Genomic DNA, 15,835 nt, shown 5'->3' with positions numbered 1-15,835 from the left:
TAACCGTTTCCACCACGATGGGCCGCCCCCCGGCAGGGGAGCGGCCCATCGGTCGTCAGTGGGTGACCTCTTCGCGGAGCCGGATGAGGGTGCCGGTCGCGTCGTAGCCCCAGCCCATGCCGAACCCGTGCCAGGACGAGCCCCAGTCGCCGTCGAGGGGCGTCTGCGCGAGGGTGGCGTTGAGGAGGTCGTCGCAGAACGCGAAGGCCTGCAGGCGCCCGTCGTCGTTCACGGCCAGGTGCGCGGCTCCCAGGGCGGGGCTGGACTCGGGCAGTTGCGGGTCGAAGGCCCGCCAGCCCACCCAGCCGTCGCACCCGCAGCCGAACTGCCGGTTCGCGTGGATGGTGCCCGCCGAGACCGCGAGGAGCTGGATCTTGCCGTCGGGGAGGTTGGCGGTGTCGGGCACCGTCGGCAGGACGATGCCCATGCCGTACCCGCTCGACCAGGCCTCGGAGTTCGGGCCGTCCTGCTGGATGTGGTTCACCTGGCCGTCGACGCCCCGGTAGAACAGCTCCATCCACTGGTTCTCGGTGGCCAGGTTGCCGTTGTTGACCGCCACCGCGAGGTCGCCGAGCACCGCGGTGTCCAAACCGGGCAGCTGGACCAGCGCCGTCCACGTGTCGCTGCCCGGCGCGCTCTGCCTGCTGGTCATGATCCGGCCGCGCGCCTGGTCGACGACGAAGACCTGCAGGCAGCCGTTCTGGTTGGTGGAGATCTTCGGGTCGGTCATGCCCGCGATGGGGTTGGCGGGGTTCAGCGGGATCCAGTCCGTCCAACCGGTGCCGGTCGCGCTGTCGGGGTCCTGGTGGATGACCTGGCAGACACCGGCGGCGGTGCAGGTGACGACCTGGAGGTGCCCGTTGCCGTCGAGGATCGCGTCCTGCCGCCCCTGGATGTCGTCACCGAGCCGGGACAGCGGGCTGAACGCGTCGCCGACGCAGACCTGGTAGGTGTGCATCAGCTGGTCCCCGGAGACGCCGAAGACCTCCAGCCTGCCATCGGCGTTGGCGGCCGCGACCAGGCTGGTGAACGAGGTGCGGTTGCGGCTGAGCCAGTGCCAGCTCCCGTTGAACCGCCCGCCGGGCAGGCTCTGGTGGGCGTACCAGGGCAGGCCGTCCGCCCCGATCGAGAAGAACCACATGTACCCGTTGCCGTCGACCGCCACGTTGTTAGCCATCGTGCTCCACCGTCCCTGTGCGCTGGTATCCGACATAGGTCGAATGGGGACCGGACCCGGCTTGGGAATCGACGGTATCCGGCCACAGTGGACACGTAAACGGTCGCGACGACGATGCGCTCAGTCGGGCGGTCACCGGGCGTGGGAGAAGCGGATCCACCCACGGTCCGCTGTCGAGGACCACACCCGTCACCCACTGGAACCCCACACCGGTCGCGCGGTGGTGCGCAGCGGAGAACGGGTTCGGACTGCCGTACCTGCCCGCGGCAGCGGAACGCGGGGTTCCCGGGACTACTGGCCCGGCGGGCGGTTCACCGCGACGCAGGTCAGGCGGGCGGTGCAGGTGCGGCGGTCGTCCTCGTCGGTGATCACGATCTCGAAGGTCGACGTGCTCCGCCCGAGGTGCAGCGGCGTGCACACCCCCGTCACCAGCCCGGCGTGCGCCGCCCGGTGGTGCGTGCAGGACAGCTCCAGCCCCACCACCAGCTTCCCCTCCGGCGCGTTCAGGCTCGCCGCCACCGACCCCAGGGTCTCCGCCAGCGCCGCGTTGGCGCCGCCGTGCAGCAGGCCGTACGGCTGCCGGTTGCCCGCCACCGGCATGGTCGCGACCAGCCGCTTCGGGTCCCAGTCGGTGAACAGGATGCCGAGCTTGTCCGTCAGCAGCTCGTCCGCGAACTCGCTCCGCACGCCGGGCAGGCCGCCCAGCTCCGTCCCGCTCATGGGTCCTCCGATCGGTGTCGGTGCCCCACCCTAGACTCGGACCGTGCCTGCGAAGACTGAGACCCGTGCCACGACCTCGGCAAACCACGGGGCTGCCCCGCGGCTGCTGCTCATCGACGGCCACTCCATGGCGTACCGGGCGTTCTTCGCGCTGCCGAAGGAGAACTTCCAGACCGGCACCGGCCAGCACACCAACGCGGTCTACGGCTTCACCTCGATGCTCATCAACCTGCTGCGCGACGAGGCCCCCACGCACCTGGCGGTGTGCTTCGACGTCTCCCGCAAGACCTTCCGCACCGAGCAGTACGCCGAGTACAAGGCCAACCGCTCGGCCAGCCCCGACGAGTTCAAGGGGCAGGTCAGCCTCATCGAGGACGTGCTGGGCACGCTCAACATCCAGAAGCTCGCCCTGGACAACTACGAGGCCGACGACCTCATCGCCACCCTCACCACGCAGGCCACCGCCGCGGGCTTCCAGGTCGCCATCTGCACCGGCGACCGCGACGCGCTCCAGCTCGTGACCGACGACGTCACCGTGCTCTACCCGGTCAAGGGCGTCTCCGAGCTGGCCCGCTTCACCCCCGAGCTGGTGCTGGCGAAGTACGGCGTCACCGCGGCCCAGTACCCCGACTTCGCGGCCCTGCGCGGCGACCCCAGCGACAACCTGCCCAAGGTCCCCGGGGTCGGCGAGAAGACGATCACCAAGTGGATCCAGCAGTTCGGCTCGCTGGGCGACCTGGTCGACCGGGTCGACGAGGTCAAGGGCAAGGTCGGCGACTCGCTGCGCGCCAACCTGGCCAACGTGCTGCTCAACCGGCAGCTCACCGAGCTGGTCCGGGACGTGCCGCTGGCGGTCGGGCCGACCGACCTGGCCGTGCGCGACTGGGACCGCGACGCCGTGCACCGGCTCTTCGACGAGCTGGAGTTCCGGGTCCTGCGCGACCGCCTGTTCGCCACCCTGTCCACCGCCGAGCCCGAGGCCGAGGAGGGCTTCGAGGTCAGCGGCGGCGCCGTCGCCGAGGGCGAGTTGCCCGGCTGGCTGGCCGAGCACGCGCCGAAGGGCACCCGCATCGGGTTGTCCTTCCGCGACGTGTCCACCGGCGTGTCCGGGCAGGCCGTCGAGCTGCGGTCGGTCGCCCTGGCCACCGCGGGCGGCGAGGGCGTGTTCGTCGACGTCACCACGCTGACCGAGGCCGACGAGACCGCGTTCCGCGCCTGGCTGGCCGACCCGGACGCGCCCAAGCTCGCGCACGACGTCAAGCGGTCCCTGCACGCCCTGCGCCACCGCGGCTGGGAGCTGGGCGGGCTGGCCACCGACACCGCGCTCGCCGCGTACCTGGTGCGCCCCGGCCAGCGCACGTTCAACCTCGACGACCTCGTCCTGCGCTACCTCCAGCGCGAGCTGCGCGTCGAGGACGGCGACGGCGAGCAGCAGCTGTCCCTGCTCGACGACGAGGGCGACGACGAGCGCAAGCTCGCGGCGGGGGAGATCCTGCGCGCCCGCGCGATCGCCGAGCTGGCCGACGCGCTCGACACCGCGCTCACCGAGACCGGCCAGGCGGCGCTGCTGGTCGACATGGAGCTGCCGCTGCTGCGCGTGCTGGCCGACGTGGAGTCCGTCGGCATCGCCGTGGACACCGAGAAGCTGGGCGAGCTGGAGTCCGACTTCGCCACCCGGGTCCGCGACGCCGAGCGGTCGGCGTTCGACGTGATCGGCAAGGAGATCAACCTCGGCTCGCCCAAGCAGCTGCAGGTCGTGCTCTTCGACGAGCTCCAGATGCCGAAGACCAAGCGCACCAAGACCGGCTACACCACCGACGCCGAGGCGCTGACCACGCTGTTCGAGCAGACCCAGCACCCGTTCCTGGCGCACATGCTCGAGCACCGCGACGCCACCCGGCTGCGGGTCACCGTCGAGGGCCTGATCAAGTCGGTGTCCGACGACGGCCGCGTGCACACCACGTTCAACCAGACCATCGCGGCCACGGGCAGGCTCTCGTCCACCGAGCCGAACCTGCAGAACATCCCGATCCGCACCGAGGCGGGCCGCACCATCCGCGACGCCTTCGTCGTCGGCGACGGCTTCGTCGACCTGCTCACCGCCGACTACAGCCAGATCGAGATGCGGATCATGGCCCACCTGTCGGAGGACGCGGCGCTGATCGAGGCGTTCAACTCGGGCCACGACTTCCACGCCGCCACCGCCGCCCGCGTCTTCTCCGTAGCGCCGACCGCGGTCACCCAGGAGCAGCGCGCCAAGATCAAGGCGATGAACTACGGCCTGGCGTACGGCCTCTCCGCCTACGGCCTGTCCCAGCAGCTGCGGATCACCACCGAAGAAGCCCGCGCCCTGATGGACGACTACTTCGAGGGCTTCGGCGGCGTCCGCGACTACCTGCACGAGGTTGTCGCCCAAGCCCGCAAGGACGGCTACACCGAGACCCTGTTCGGCCGCCGCCGCTACCTCCCGGACCTGACCAGCGACAACCGCCAGCGCCGCGAGATGGCGGAGCGGATGGCGCTCAACGCCCCCATCCAGGGCAGCGCGGCGGACATCATCAAGGTCGCCATGCTCAACGTCCACCGCGAACTGACCACGGCCGACCTCCGCACCCGAACCCTGCTCCAGGTCCACGACGAACTGGTCCTGGAGGTAGCCGAAGGCGAACAGGAACGGGTCGAGGAACTGGTCCGAGCCCAGATGGCCGCCGCCTTCACCCTCCGCGTCCCCCTCGACGTCTCGGTCGGCTTCGGCAAGTCCTGGAACCAGGCGGCGCACTGAGCATCGCTCCCTCCTGACACCGTCCCCGACTCGGCAGGTGATGGCCGCGCGCCCTTCCGCGCCAACGTGGCGGGGAAGGGCACGCGGTTTCCACGCCTGGCCTCGTTCTCCGCACCCGACTTCGTCCTCTCCGGGCCGGTGGCGGTCGCGGCATCTGCCTGGTCCCGACGTGCTCAACTCATCCGGCACAGTCCTCGACTCGGCGGGCGATCGCCGTGACATCCCTCTTCCCCGCACTCCACCACCTGACCGCCACGTGATCCAGCACCGCCGCCCCACAGCACCTTCTCCCGCCCTGCCTCACTCTCTTCCCAACCGACCCAACCTCACCGCCCTCCCTCACCCTCTCCGCACCCACCCCGTAACCGCCGCCCGCGTGCCCGCCCCACCTCAACGCGACCTGGCCACACCGCACCCACCCCACAACCGCCGCTTGAGTCCAGCCCCCCACCTGACGCGACTCGCCCCCACCATTCGCCGTGATTGGGTGGACTTGCTTTGCGTGGGGGGACGAGCCTGCCAAGCTCGCCCGCGGGTGGGGTGGGCTTGCCCATCCCCACCGCTCTTCCCCACCGCAGGCTCGTAGGGGCCCCGCGCAAAGCAAGTTCGCCCAATCGAGGCCCCACAGCTTTTCCGCGAACAGCCGGACAAACCCAACTCGACCCGCAGGCGACAGCACCCCACGACGTCCCCTATGGACGATCAAGACCTCCTGGCCGGAACCAAGCAGCACGCCCTAACCTGGCACCATGAAATTCTGGGGACGTCGCTCGACCGCGCCCGCGAAACGGACGCCCATCACCGGCCACGCGTGGATAGACCCGATCCTCGACGCCGCCATCGCCGAGGTCACCGACGGCCACCTCAGCGCCGCCATCACCGTCCTCGCCGAGGTACGCGACGACCCCGAGACCCGCGACCTCCGCCTGGACAAGCTCACCAACGCGATCCCCCTGGGCCGCGCCGACGACATCGCCGAGCTGGCAGTCGAGCACCACGACCCGGAACTGGCCCTGCTGGCGGGCTCCTGCTACGCCCAGGAAGCGGGCGCCATCCGCGGCGGCGGCTGGGCGAGCACCGTGGGGGAGGAGCGGTTCCAGCTGGTCCGCGCCACCGCGGGCAAGGCCCTGCCGTTCCTGCACGGCGCCGCCGAGGCACTGCCCGACGACCCCATCCCGTGGGCCGAGCTGATGTCGACGGCCGTGCTGCTCGGCATCAAGCGCGAGCAGCACGACGAGCTGTGGGGCGAGGTCCACCGCCGCTGCCCGACCCTGTGGACCGCCAACCAGACCCGCATGTGGCTGCTGTGCGAGAAGTGGAACGGTTCCCACGACGAGATGCTGCGCTTCGCCCACCAAGCGGCCAACGAGGCCCCGGCGGGCGACCCGGTCACCGCCGTCGTCGCCATGGCCATCGCCGAGTTCCTGATGTACGAGGGCCGCGAGCACGACGCGGGCCGCGACCGCCGCCGCTTCCAGCGCGAGGCGCTGACCAAGTCGATGAGCATGGTCGAGGGCGCCGCCGACAAGTGGTTACGCGCCGAGAAACCGCACCCGCGCGCCATCGCCGCGCACAACAACTTCGCCGTCGTCTTCGGTCTCGCCGGTCACGAACAGCGCACCCTGCTGCACCTGCTCGGCATGCGCGACCGCCTGACCGGCTTCCCCTGGGACTACTTCGAGGCCGAGCCCGGCGACCTGTTCCACGAGTTCGTCGAGAAGTACTGGCCCGCCGACCTGGAAGTGACCGACCCGGACGCCGACCCGGAGCCGGTCGTCCCACCGCGTAAGCCGTGCCGAGGCCCTTGCCCACCCACGGCGCACACGTGAACTGACGGACGCCCACCACGCCGAGCCGCTGAACTTGGCGGCCTCGGCGGGCACCACACGTACCTCGGCCATCGCCGGGTGGAGTGGGCCATGGACCTGCTCGCGCACGCGAAACCTGATGGTCACCGAGATCCGCGATCTGGTCGGGTTCACCAGCCCGGGTTCCGTGTCCCGCCATTTCACGGAGCCGGTGGGCTGCCCGGGAATCGAGTCCTGCGGGCGGGTGGTCGCCCGTCGCGGCACGTCTCGAACCCTGGCTGCTCCGCAATGGCCCGGCCCAGGTCCGCAATCGTGGACAAGCCGAAGCAGCCGGGCAAACCCTTGCGTTCATCACGTGGAGATGCGATCACCGTGCGGGGCGCTGGACCAGGGTGTGCCAGCCGGTTCAGTCTCACCGAACCCGGGTCCTGGGCGACTTTCGCCGATCGTGCCCGCCGTGCGAGTCCGGTTGGTACAGCTGATCCGCCCTCCACGAGAACGGATCCGCGACGCGCTCCACGCCCGATCGCCTGTCCCCGGCTTGGACGCCAGTCGCGTTGGCGGTGGGGGTGCTGTTCGGCGTGGTCGCCGCCGCGGTGCAGGAGGTCTCCCCGACCTGGCACCTGTTGGGGCACAACGGGCCCGCGGGAGACTCGTGGTGGTACGTGCTCGTCACCCCTACCCCGGTCACCCTCATCGCGGTTGCCTCCATCGCCGCGCTGGCCGCATTTCTCTGGCGACGACGTATCAAACCCATCCCGCTCTACGCGCTACTCGCCCTGCCTATAGGCGCAATCGGCGCCCTCTTGCCTTCTTTCCTCCTGCACGGCACCTGACCGCAGCCCCCGCACCAACGCCAGCACCGCGTCCCGAACCTCTTCACGCGTCTGCTCCGGCGCGAACACCTGCCAGTCCAGCGCGACCACCAACACCGTCCCGAACAACGCCGACGCCGCCGTCGTCACCCGCACCCCGTCCGGCAGCTGCCCGGCGTCCGCCAACCTCGACAGCTGGGCCCGGATGATCGTCGTCACCTGTTCCCGCAGCAGGGTCAGGGTCTGTTGCCACTGGCCCGGGGTCCGCCACAGCTCGCTCACCAGCAGCTGCGCGAACGTCGGGTACTCGGCGAAGAAGACGAGCATCCCGTCGACCATGCGGGAGAGGGCGTCCGCCGCGTCGACCGCTTCGTCGGCGGACCGCAGGTGGTCGGCGAGCAGGTCGACCCCGAAGCGGAGCAGGGCGTCGATCAGGCCGTCCTTGCTGCCGAAGTTGTAGTACACCGTGCCCTTCGCCACCCCGGCCTCGGCGGCGATCTCGTCCACCGTCAGGCCGACCATGCCGCGGGTGCCCGCCAGGCGCAGGGTCGCGTCGAACAGCTTGCGCCGGGTGGCGCCGGTGCGGGCGGGACGGCCGGTCACAGCACCAGTTCCGGCTTGAGCCGCGCCGGGGTCCACACCCGCTGCCTGCGCGCGGCGATCGTCGACACCACGAGTCCTCCGATCAGGTAGGCGGCCAGCACGCCGATGTCCGCGGCCAGTCCGGACGCCGGGCCACCGTAGAGCAGGTGCCGCAGCCCGTCGACCACGTACCCCATCGGCAGCGCCCGGTGCAGCGGGATCAGCGCGTCCGGCAGCGTCTGCCAGGGGAACGTGCCGCCCGCGCTGATCAGCTGCAGGATCAGCACGACCAGCGCGACGAACTTGCCGACCGGGCCGAGGAACGCGTTGAGCGCGTGCACGATCGACACGAAGGTCAGCGACGTCAGCACCAGGAACCCGAGGGTGGCCAGCGGTCGGGCCGGGTGGATGCCGATCAGCGTGGTCACCGCCGCGAACATGATCACCACCTGCGCCACGCCCAGCATCGCCGGGGTCAGCCACCCGGCCAGCGCGGTGCGCGCCGCCGGGTGCCCGGCCGCCAGTGCCCGGTTGGACAGCGGCTTGATCAGCAGGAACAGCACGAACGCGCCGATCCACAGGGCCAGGCCGAGGAAGAACGGCGCCAGACCGGCCCCGTAGCTGCCCGCGCTGTTCTCCCCGACGGTCCGCACCGCCACCGGGTCGCCGATGGTCTGCGCCGTGGCGCTGCGGGTCGCGTCGTCCGGGTGCGGGATCTGGTCGAGACCGGCGGTGAGGCCGTCCCGCAGCTGCACCGTCCCGTCGGCCAGCGTCTTCGTGCCGGTGGCGAGCTGGTCCGCGCCGTCCACGGCCGACTTCTCGCCGTCGCGCAGCGTCGCCGCGCCGTCCCGCAGCTGCGACGTCCCGCTCGCCAGGTCTTTCGCGCCCGCCGCGGCGGTGCCGATGCCGTCGGCCAGCGCCGGGGTCGCGGCGGCCAGCGCGGCGTTGCCGTCGGCGACCTTGTCGGCACCGTCGGCCAGCGTCCGCAACTGCGCCGCCGCCGTGCCGACCTGCGTGTTCGCCTGCTCGATCGGCGTCCGCAGCTGCCGGACCCGCGCCATGATGTCGTTGACCGCCTGGTCCGACAGCCCCGCCTCGCGCAGCTTCTCGGTCAGCCCCGTGTCGAGCTGGCCCAGCTGGCCGGTCATGGTGGACGTCGCGCTCGCCAGCTTCTCCGCCGTCGCCGCGACCTGCTCGTTGCCGTCGGCGACCTGCCGCGCGCCCTGCGCCAGCTGCGCGGTCTGCGCGGGCAGGCCCTTCGTCTTGTCCCGCAACGTGTTCAGACCCGTCGAGAGCTGACCGGCGCCCGCGGCCGCGTCGACCGTGCCGTCCGCGAGGCGGGTGGCGCCGTCGAGCAGCTGCCGCTGCCCGCTCGCCAGCTGGGTCGCGCCGGTGTTGGCCTGCGTCGCGCCGTCGGCGAGCTTGGTGGCGCCGTCGGCGGCCTGGCGGGTGCGGTCGTAGACGGTGCCGAAACCGACCAGGAACTTCTCCGCCGCCTGCTCGCCGACGGCCTTGGCCACCGACCGCCGCACCTCGCCGACGACCCGGTCGGCGATCGTGCCGACGAGGTAGTTGTTGGCGTCGTTGGTGGTCACGGTGATCATCCCCTGGCGCGGCGCGAACTGCGCGGACGACGCCAGGGACGACGAGAAGTCGGCGGGCAGGGTGATGGAGAAGGTGTACTCGCCTGCGCGCACGCCGTTCTCCGCGTCGACCGCGCTCACCTCGTGCCAGTCGAACTTGCCGGAGCTCTTCAGCTCGTCGGCGACCTTCTGGCCCGCGTCGAGCCTGCTGCCGTCGGGTTCGGTGGCGCCGGTGTCGCCGACCACGACCGCGGCCGGGATCTTGTCGAGCCGGTTGTAGGGGTCGGCGTTGGCGTAGAGGTAGAGGGAGCCGTACAGCAGCGGCACCAGGACCAGGGCGAGCACGGCGAGCTTGGGCAGCGTGCCGGAGCTGACCCGGCGCAGCTCGTTGCGGGCGAGGCGGATGACGCTCACGGCAGGAACTCCAACGGGGCGGTGGGGCCCGGCTCGCGGACCGGGGCTTCGGAGTGGGCTTTCGCTTCCGCGCGGGCGCTCACAGCCCGGACTCCAGCGGCGCGGGCTGGTCCGACTCGCCGAGCCGGGCCGGGGTGAGCGGCAGGCGCAGCGCGGTGGCGGTGCCGCACAGCACGACGACCGCGCGACCCTCGCGGGCCTGCGCGAGTGCCGTCGGCAGCCAGTCCTCGGGGTCGGAGGTGTGCCGGTCGGGGGTGTCGAGGACCAGCAACTCGGCGCCGGGCCGCTCGGCGGCCAACCCGGTGAGCAGCGCGATGCGGGCCGCGGGCGCGACGTCCTCGAACCGGGTCCGCGGCGCCAAGCCGTGCTCGTCGAGGAGCCGGGTGACCCGGACGCGGCGGAACCGCGCCCCGCTGAGCGCCAACTCCTCGGCCAGCACGTCGGCCACCCGCAGGTTCGGCTCAGGCGCGGTCACCGCGGGCGCGTCGACGAGGACGGCGTGCTCACGCAGGTGCGCGGCGGTGGGGGAGATGGTGCCGCCGGAGGGGGTTATCCGGCCGGTCAGGGCCAGCCCGAACGCGGTGTGGCCGTCGTTGGGCTCACCGGCCACTACGGCCACCTCACCCGCCCGCACGCGCAGCGAGGTCGGCGCCAGCAGCGGCCCGTGCGCGCCCGTCACCGCGACCTGCTCGGCCATGACCTCCATGCGCCCTCCTTTGAACTGACTGGTCAGTTCAAATAGTGCGCCTGTTCGGGTCGACCCGCAACGGGACATGGAGTGATCCCCACAACCCGATCGAGCGAATCCGGTCTTACCGGCGGGAACCGGACGGCACCGGGCGCCATCCGAGAGCCGTGACCGCGACCAGACAGCTCAAACTGCTCATCGGCGGCCTGCTCTGCGCGCGGCGGGGGTGTTTTCGAAAGACGATCTTCGGGTGGGTGGCGGGGATCGTGTGCCACCGGCAGGGAAGGGCAGGGCCGTCCTGGGGCGGGGGGATCCGCGAAGAGGTGATCTTCAGCGCAAGGCGCTGGCCGGGCGGATTTCCCAGACCGTCCACAGTGGGCGATAGCCCTGGCGGGCCCAGAAGACAGGGGAAAGCGGGTTCGGCGGGTTGTAGTAGAGGAAAGACCCCACCGTCCCCCGATCCAGCAGAGCTCCGTGCGCCACCTCCATCAACGCCCGCCCCACCCCACCCCCGCGCGCCGAGGGCAGCACCGACAGGCAGTTCACATACCCCCACCGCCCGTGCCGCACCCGCGTCTCCGCCCACGTCCCCGGGCCCGACGCCGTGTGCCACCCCTCGACGTGCCCCACCGCGATGCCGTCGCGCTCGGCCAGCCACACCGGGTCGCCCTGGGCCAGGTGCCGCCGCAGCGCGTCCCGCTTGATGCCCGCCGCACCCGCGCGCACGATCGCGCCCCCCACCAGGGCCGAGTACTCGACCTCCGCCATCGCCGACTCGACCAGCGCGTCCAGGTCGCCCATCCCCGCACGGCGCACGTGCGTCCCCGCGACCTCACCCGCCGTGAACGGGGTCGTCCGCACCGCCAGCACCGCCAGCGGTACGAACCCGTGCGCCAGGAACGCCGCCGACGCCTCCGCGTCCCGGCTGGGCCACTGGACCAGGCACGCCGAGTCCCGGCTCGGCGACACGCGGGCCCGCGCCCACCGCCGCAGCAGGGCCTCCACACCCAGCCCGCCCGTCGCGCCGACCAGCGGGTGCAGCTCCCACACCTCCGCCGCCGACCACAGCGTCTGCGGCGTCCCCGGGTCCAGCACCGACCGCGTCAGCACGCCCGCGACCCGCTCGCCGTCGGGCAGCGCCGCGGCCAGCACCTCGCCCGGGGGCGGTGCCACCGCGGCGGGCAGCAGGGGGTCCAGTTCCGCGAACCGCGCCGACTGGGCGCGGACCAGCGGGCCCGTCACCGGCGGCAGCGGAAGATCGCGGTGCCCGGGAAGCGCTCACCGCGCAACGGGCTCCACTGCCCCCACTCCTGCGTGTGGCCGTCCGGCCACTCCGGCTCCACCAGGTCGAACAGGGTGAACCCGGCCGTGGACAGCGCGCGCACGTAGTCACCCAGGGTGCGGTGGTGCTCCACGTACGTGGGAGTCCCGTCCGCGTCGACCTCCACGTACGGGGTCCGGTCGAAGTACGAGCCCGTCACGACCAGCCCGTCCGGGCCCGGGTCGTCCGGGAAGATCCAGCGCATCGGGTGGGTCACCGCGAACGTCCACGTCCCGCCCGGCCGCAGCACCCGCGCCACCTCGGTGAACACCGCGCCGACGTCCGCCACGAACGGCACCGCGCCGAACGCCGAGCAGGCCAGGTCGAACGAGCCCGACGCGAACGGCAGCCGCTCCGCGTTCGCCCGCACCAGCGGCACGGGCGTGCCCGTCGCGGTGTTGGCCGCCGCCGCGTACCGCAGCATCCCGGTCGACAGGTCCAGCCCGACGACCCGCGCGCCTTGGTCGGCCAGCCAGCGCGCGCACGGCGCCGACCCGCAGCCCACCTCGAGGACGTCCTTGCCCGCCACCTCGCCCAGCAGACCGGCGTCCGCCTCGCGCAGCGCCTCCGGGCACCACATGAAGTCGCTGACGCCCAGGAAGTCGCCGTGCTCGCGGTGGTAGTCGTCCGCGTCGGCGTCCCACCAGGCGATGTTCGCCGCCACCGACTCCCGGGACCCGACCTCGACCCGCGCCACCGCCGCCGCGCCGAGGACCCGCTCAGCGCTCGTGCTGTCGCTCACGCGGACCATCCTGGCAGCCCCGGTGGCGCGCCCGGCGCCGGGAGGGTACCCCCGGGTTTGCCCGGTTCTCGCGGGGCCGCGTAGGATACATCCGCGCAGTGGTATCGCGCTGCCCCAGGTTTCTGACCACCGGGAATGCCCGGGGGCCGCGCGGCGTTGGCGGTGTTGGTTCCTGTTCGTTCGGGTGTCCGTCGGCGACACGATCCCGCCGCGCCCGAGAACTGAACCCAACGACCCCCAATCCGTACCGGAGCCACCTACCTAATGTCCACCGACACCACCATTGTCCCGGCTGCAACCGCGCCGAAGCAGCAGGTCGCCATCAACGACATCGGGACGGAGGAGGAGTTCCTCGCCGCGATCGACGCGACGATCAAGTACTTCAACGACGGTGACATCGTTGAGGGCACGATCGTCAAGGTCGACCGGGACGAGGTCCTGCTCGACATCGGCTACAAGACCGAGGGCGTCATCCCCTCGCGTGAGCTGTCGATCAAGCACGATGTCGACCCCGCCGACGTGGTCAGCGTCGGTGACGAGGTCGAGGCCCTCGTCCTGCAGAAGGAGGACAAGGAGGGCCGCCTGATCCTGTCCAAGAAGCGCGCTCAGTACGAGCGGGCCTGGGGCACGATCGAGGCACTCAAGGAGTCGGACGAGCCGGTCAAGGGCACGGTCATCGAGGTTGTCAAGGGTGGTCTCATCCTGGACATCGGTCTGCGCGGCTTCCTCCCCGCCTCGCTGGTCGAGATGCGCCGCGTGCGCGACCTGCAGCCGTACGTGGGCCGCGAGCTCGAGGCCAAGATCATAGAGCTGGACAAGAACCGCAACAACGTGGTTCTCTCCCGGCGCGCCTGGCTGGAGCAGACCCAGTCCGAGGTCCGCAGCGAGTTCCTCAACCAGCTGCAGAAGGGCCAGGTCCGCAAGGGCGTCGTGTCCTCCATCGTCAACTTCGGTGCCTTCGTGGACCTGGGTGGCGTCGACGGCCTGGTGCACGTCTCCGAGCTGTCCTGGAAGCACATCGACCACCCCTCCGAGGTCGTCGAGGTCGGCCAGGAGGTCACGGTCGAGGTCCTCGACGTCGACATGGAGCGCGAGCGCGTCTCCCTGTCGCTGAAGGCGACCCAGGAAGACCCGTGGCGCCAGTTCGCCCGCACCCACGCGATCGGCCAGATCGTGCCGGGCAAGGTCACCAAGCTGGTTCCGTTCGGCGCGTTCGTCCGGGTGGACGAGGGCATCGAGGGCCTGGTCCACATCTCCGAGCTGGCCGAGCGCCACGTGGAGATCCCGGAGCAGGTCGTGCAGGTCGGCAACGACGTCATGGTCAAGGTCATCGACATCGACCTCGACCGGCGCCGGATCTCGCTGTCGCTGAAGCAGGCGAACGAGGGCTTCACCACGGAGACCGAGTTCGACCCGACCCAGTACGGCATGGCCGCCGAGTACGACACCGAGGGGAACTACATCTACCCCGAGGGCTTCGACCCGGACACCCAGGAATGGCAGGAAGGCTTCGAGAAGCAGCGCGAGGAGTGGGAGCGCCAGTACGCGGAGGCGCTCACCCGCTACGAGCAGCACATGAAGCAGATCGCCAAGGCAGCGGAGGCCGACGCGGCCGCCGAGGCCGAGGGTGCCGCGGCCGGTGCCGCGGGCGGCGGGGAGCAGAACTACTCGTCCACCGGCGGCGGCGACAAGCCCGCCCAGAGCGGTGGCACCCTGGCCAGCGACGAGCAGCTGGCCGCCCTCCGCGAGAAGCTCTCCGGCGGCGTCTGATCGTCGGCTAGCTCCTAGCACGCAGTCACCCGAAGGCCCCGCACACCTCGTGCGGGGCCTTCGGGCTGTCGCGGGGTGGCCGCGTGATCCACCCTTGGTTCGCACTCGCCGATCTGCCAAGGGCGACACGCCCGGTCGGTTGGACGTGAGGGAGTGGTCACGCACCCGGCGAAGACGCGCTACCTGCGGCGGTGGTACTTCCGGGTTTGCTCGCTGCGCTCCTGCTCCTGCTCGTGCTGAGGTTCTTCGTGGTCGGTGAGGTGGTGGTTCCGGGTACGGGCTCACCGGCGCGGAGCGTGACCGCGCAGATCCTGGAGTCGCTGATCGCCGCGACGGTGGCCGGGACGTTCATCGCTGCCCTGCTGGTGTGGTTGCTGCCCGCGGACGACCGCGTCCCGGAGTCCGACGTCGTGGAGCCGCGCGAGATCGAGCCGTTGATCCGCGCCGAGGCGGCCACCGCGCGCGAGTGGCGCGTCCGCGCCCACACGGCCTCCTACTTCCGGTCCCGGACCCTGCCCTGGCCGGCCGAGGCGACCCTGGCCCGCAGCGCGACCTCCTCGAGCCGTTCCTCGGCGATGACCCGCTCCCACGGGCATTCGAGTTGACCGAACTGATCAAGGGCCCGGTGCGTGGCGCGGCGCGGGACATGGTCGAGGCGGTGGTGGCCGACGACCGGTTGCTCGCCCGGTGCGCGCGGCGGTCGCAGTGGCACCCGCTCGGGTTCCTGAAGGTGCTGGTCATGTCGAACGCGGCGTTCCAGATCCGGATGAACTACTGGCCGGAGCCGCTGGGGGAGCGCGAGGACATCCACGACCACCGGTTCGACTTCGTCTCCACCGTCGTGCACGGGCTCGCTGGTGGTCGAGCTGTACGAGATCGTGCAGGGCACGGCGGCGGACCGCTACACCGACCGCCTGCCCGCGACCTTCGCCGAGCCCTACCTGCTCGACCACGTCGGCACCGCCTCCGCGCGCGGGATCGGCGCGTACCGCGTCGCCCGCGGTAGCGGGTACGCGACCGACGCGCGGGTGCCGCGCCGGGTCGTGCCCATCGGCGTGCCGGTGGTGACGATGTTCGTGAAGTTCGCTTGCCGCCGTCCGGACGCGACCGTGCTGATCGACCGCGGCGTCCCGGTGAGCGTTCGTCAGGGTCGGCGGTTCACGACGCTGCCGGAGGCGCGCGCGTTCCTGGGGGACATCCTCGGCCTGTGGGACTAGGCGCAATGCCGGTCGGTTAGGTTATGGCGGGGCTGTAGCCTGCGGTGGTGGATCTTGGGTTGGGTGTGCGCGAGGGCGGCGGTCTGGCCGACCGAGCTGCGGTTGGTGTGCTGACTCGGATGTTTCCGGTGGAGTTGGTCGATCGGGTCATTGACCAGTATTGGCGTCGGGAACAGCGGACCCGCGCATTGCCTGCTCGGTTGGTCTTCTATTTCA

Annotated in this window: 13 protein-coding genes; 6 read left to right on the top strand and 7 right to left on the bottom strand. The window is 71.3% G+C overall.

What is annotated here, in order from left to right; all coding sequences use genetic code 11:
• Positions 1 to 55: 55 nt before the first annotated feature.
• Together CLV40_RS22545 and CLV40_RS22540 are read right to left on the bottom strand one after the other, a co-directional pair.
• Positions 56 to 1,177, bottom strand: a complete 1,122-nt coding sequence (locus CLV40_RS22545; RefSeq protein WP_146108177.1) for a DUF8189 domain-containing protein — start codon at positions 1,175 to 1,177, stop codon at positions 56 to 58.
• 291 nt (positions 1,178 to 1,468) lie between these two features.
• Positions 1,469 to 1,897 carry a hotdog fold thioesterase gene (locus CLV40_RS22540; protein ID WP_104480972.1) on the bottom strand — a complete coding sequence of 143 codons (429 nt, stop codon included), beginning with the start codon at positions 1,895 to 1,897 and terminating at the stop codon, positions 1,469 to 1,471.
• Between the two features lie 43 nt (positions 1,898 to 1,940).
• Here CLV40_RS22540 and polA point away from each other — a divergent pair, with 43 nt between their 5' ends.
• Both polA and CLV40_RS22530 read left to right on the top strand, forming a co-directional pair.
• A complete protein-coding gene (gene polA, locus CLV40_RS22535; RefSeq protein ID WP_181043662.1) occupies positions 1,941 to 4,679 on the top strand; it encodes a DNA polymerase I in 2,739 nt (912 codons plus the stop codon).
• 749 nt (positions 4,680 to 5,428) lie between these two features.
• Positions 5,429 to 6,508 (top strand): hypothetical protein, encoded by a 1,080-nt coding sequence (locus CLV40_RS22530; protein ID WP_104480971.1) that lies wholly within the window; start codon positions 5,429 to 5,431, stop codon positions 6,506 to 6,508.
• A 749-nt stretch (positions 6,509 to 7,257) separates the two neighbouring features.
• On the opposite strand, the gene CLV40_RS22520 is transcribed toward CLV40_RS22530, so the two are convergent.
• The 5 genes from CLV40_RS22520 to CLV40_RS22500 all read right to left on the bottom strand — a co-directional run bounded on the left by CLV40_RS22520 (position 7,258) and on the right by CLV40_RS22500 (position 12,641).
• A complete protein-coding gene (locus CLV40_RS22520; protein WP_245931480.1) occupies positions 7,258 to 7,905 on the bottom strand; it encodes a TetR/AcrR family transcriptional regulator in 648 nt (215 codons plus the stop codon).
• Positions 7,902 to 9,881, bottom strand: a complete 1,980-nt coding sequence (locus CLV40_RS22515; RefSeq protein WP_104480968.1) for a YhgE/Pip domain-containing protein — start codon at positions 9,879 to 9,881, stop codon at positions 7,902 to 7,904. Before CLV40_RS22515 ends, CLV40_RS22520 begins: the two co-directional genes overlap by 4 nt.
• Positions 9,882 to 9,960: 79 nt before the next feature.
• Entirely contained in the window at positions 9,961 to 10,587 is a 627-nt protein-coding gene (locus CLV40_RS22510; RefSeq protein ID WP_104480967.1) for a hypothetical protein, read from the bottom strand.
• A 312-nt stretch (positions 10,588 to 10,899) separates the two neighbouring features.
• Positions 10,900 to 11,811, bottom strand: a complete 912-nt coding sequence (locus CLV40_RS22505) for a GNAT family N-acetyltransferase (protein WP_104480966.1) — start codon at positions 11,809 to 11,811, stop codon at positions 10,900 to 10,902.
• Positions 11,808 to 12,641: a class I SAM-dependent methyltransferase gene (locus CLV40_RS22500; protein WP_104480965.1), complete on the bottom strand. Its 834-nt coding sequence runs from the start codon at positions 12,639 to 12,641 to the stop codon at positions 11,808 to 11,810. Before CLV40_RS22500 ends, CLV40_RS22505 begins: the two co-directional genes overlap by 4 nt.
• Positions 12,642 to 12,896: 255 nt before the next feature.
• Here CLV40_RS22500 and rpsA point away from each other — a divergent pair, with 255 nt between their 5' ends.
• The 4 genes from rpsA to CLV40_RS40605 all read left to right on the top strand — a co-directional run.
• Complete coding sequence (gene rpsA, locus CLV40_RS22495; RefSeq protein ID WP_104480964.1) at positions 12,897 to 14,402, top strand: 30S ribosomal protein S1; 1,506 nt, start codon at positions 12,897 to 12,899, stop codon at positions 14,400 to 14,402.
• Between the two features lie 206 nt (positions 14,403 to 14,608).
• Complete coding sequence (locus CLV40_RS22490; protein ID WP_104480963.1) at positions 14,609 to 15,007, top strand: hypothetical protein; 399 nt, start codon at positions 14,609 to 14,611, stop codon at positions 15,005 to 15,007.
• 252 nt (positions 15,008 to 15,259) lie between these two features.
• Entirely contained in the window at positions 15,260 to 15,619 is a 360-nt protein-coding gene (locus CLV40_RS22485) for a hypothetical protein (protein ID WP_104480962.1), read from the top strand.
• Positions 15,620 to 15,663: 44 nt separating this feature from the next.
• On the top strand, positions 15,664 to 15,835 hold a 172-nt coding region (locus CLV40_RS40605; protein WP_342752298.1), incomplete at its 3' end, for a transposase domain-containing protein.

The sequence above is a fragment of the Actinokineospora auranticolor genome, from assembly GCF_002934265.1.
GTDB classification, from domain to species: domain Bacteria; phylum Actinomycetota; class Actinomycetes; order Mycobacteriales; family Pseudonocardiaceae; genus Actinokineospora; species Actinokineospora auranticolor.
Note: the sequence above shows the minus strand (reverse complement) of the source record. Positions and strands in the feature narration are given on the sequence as shown.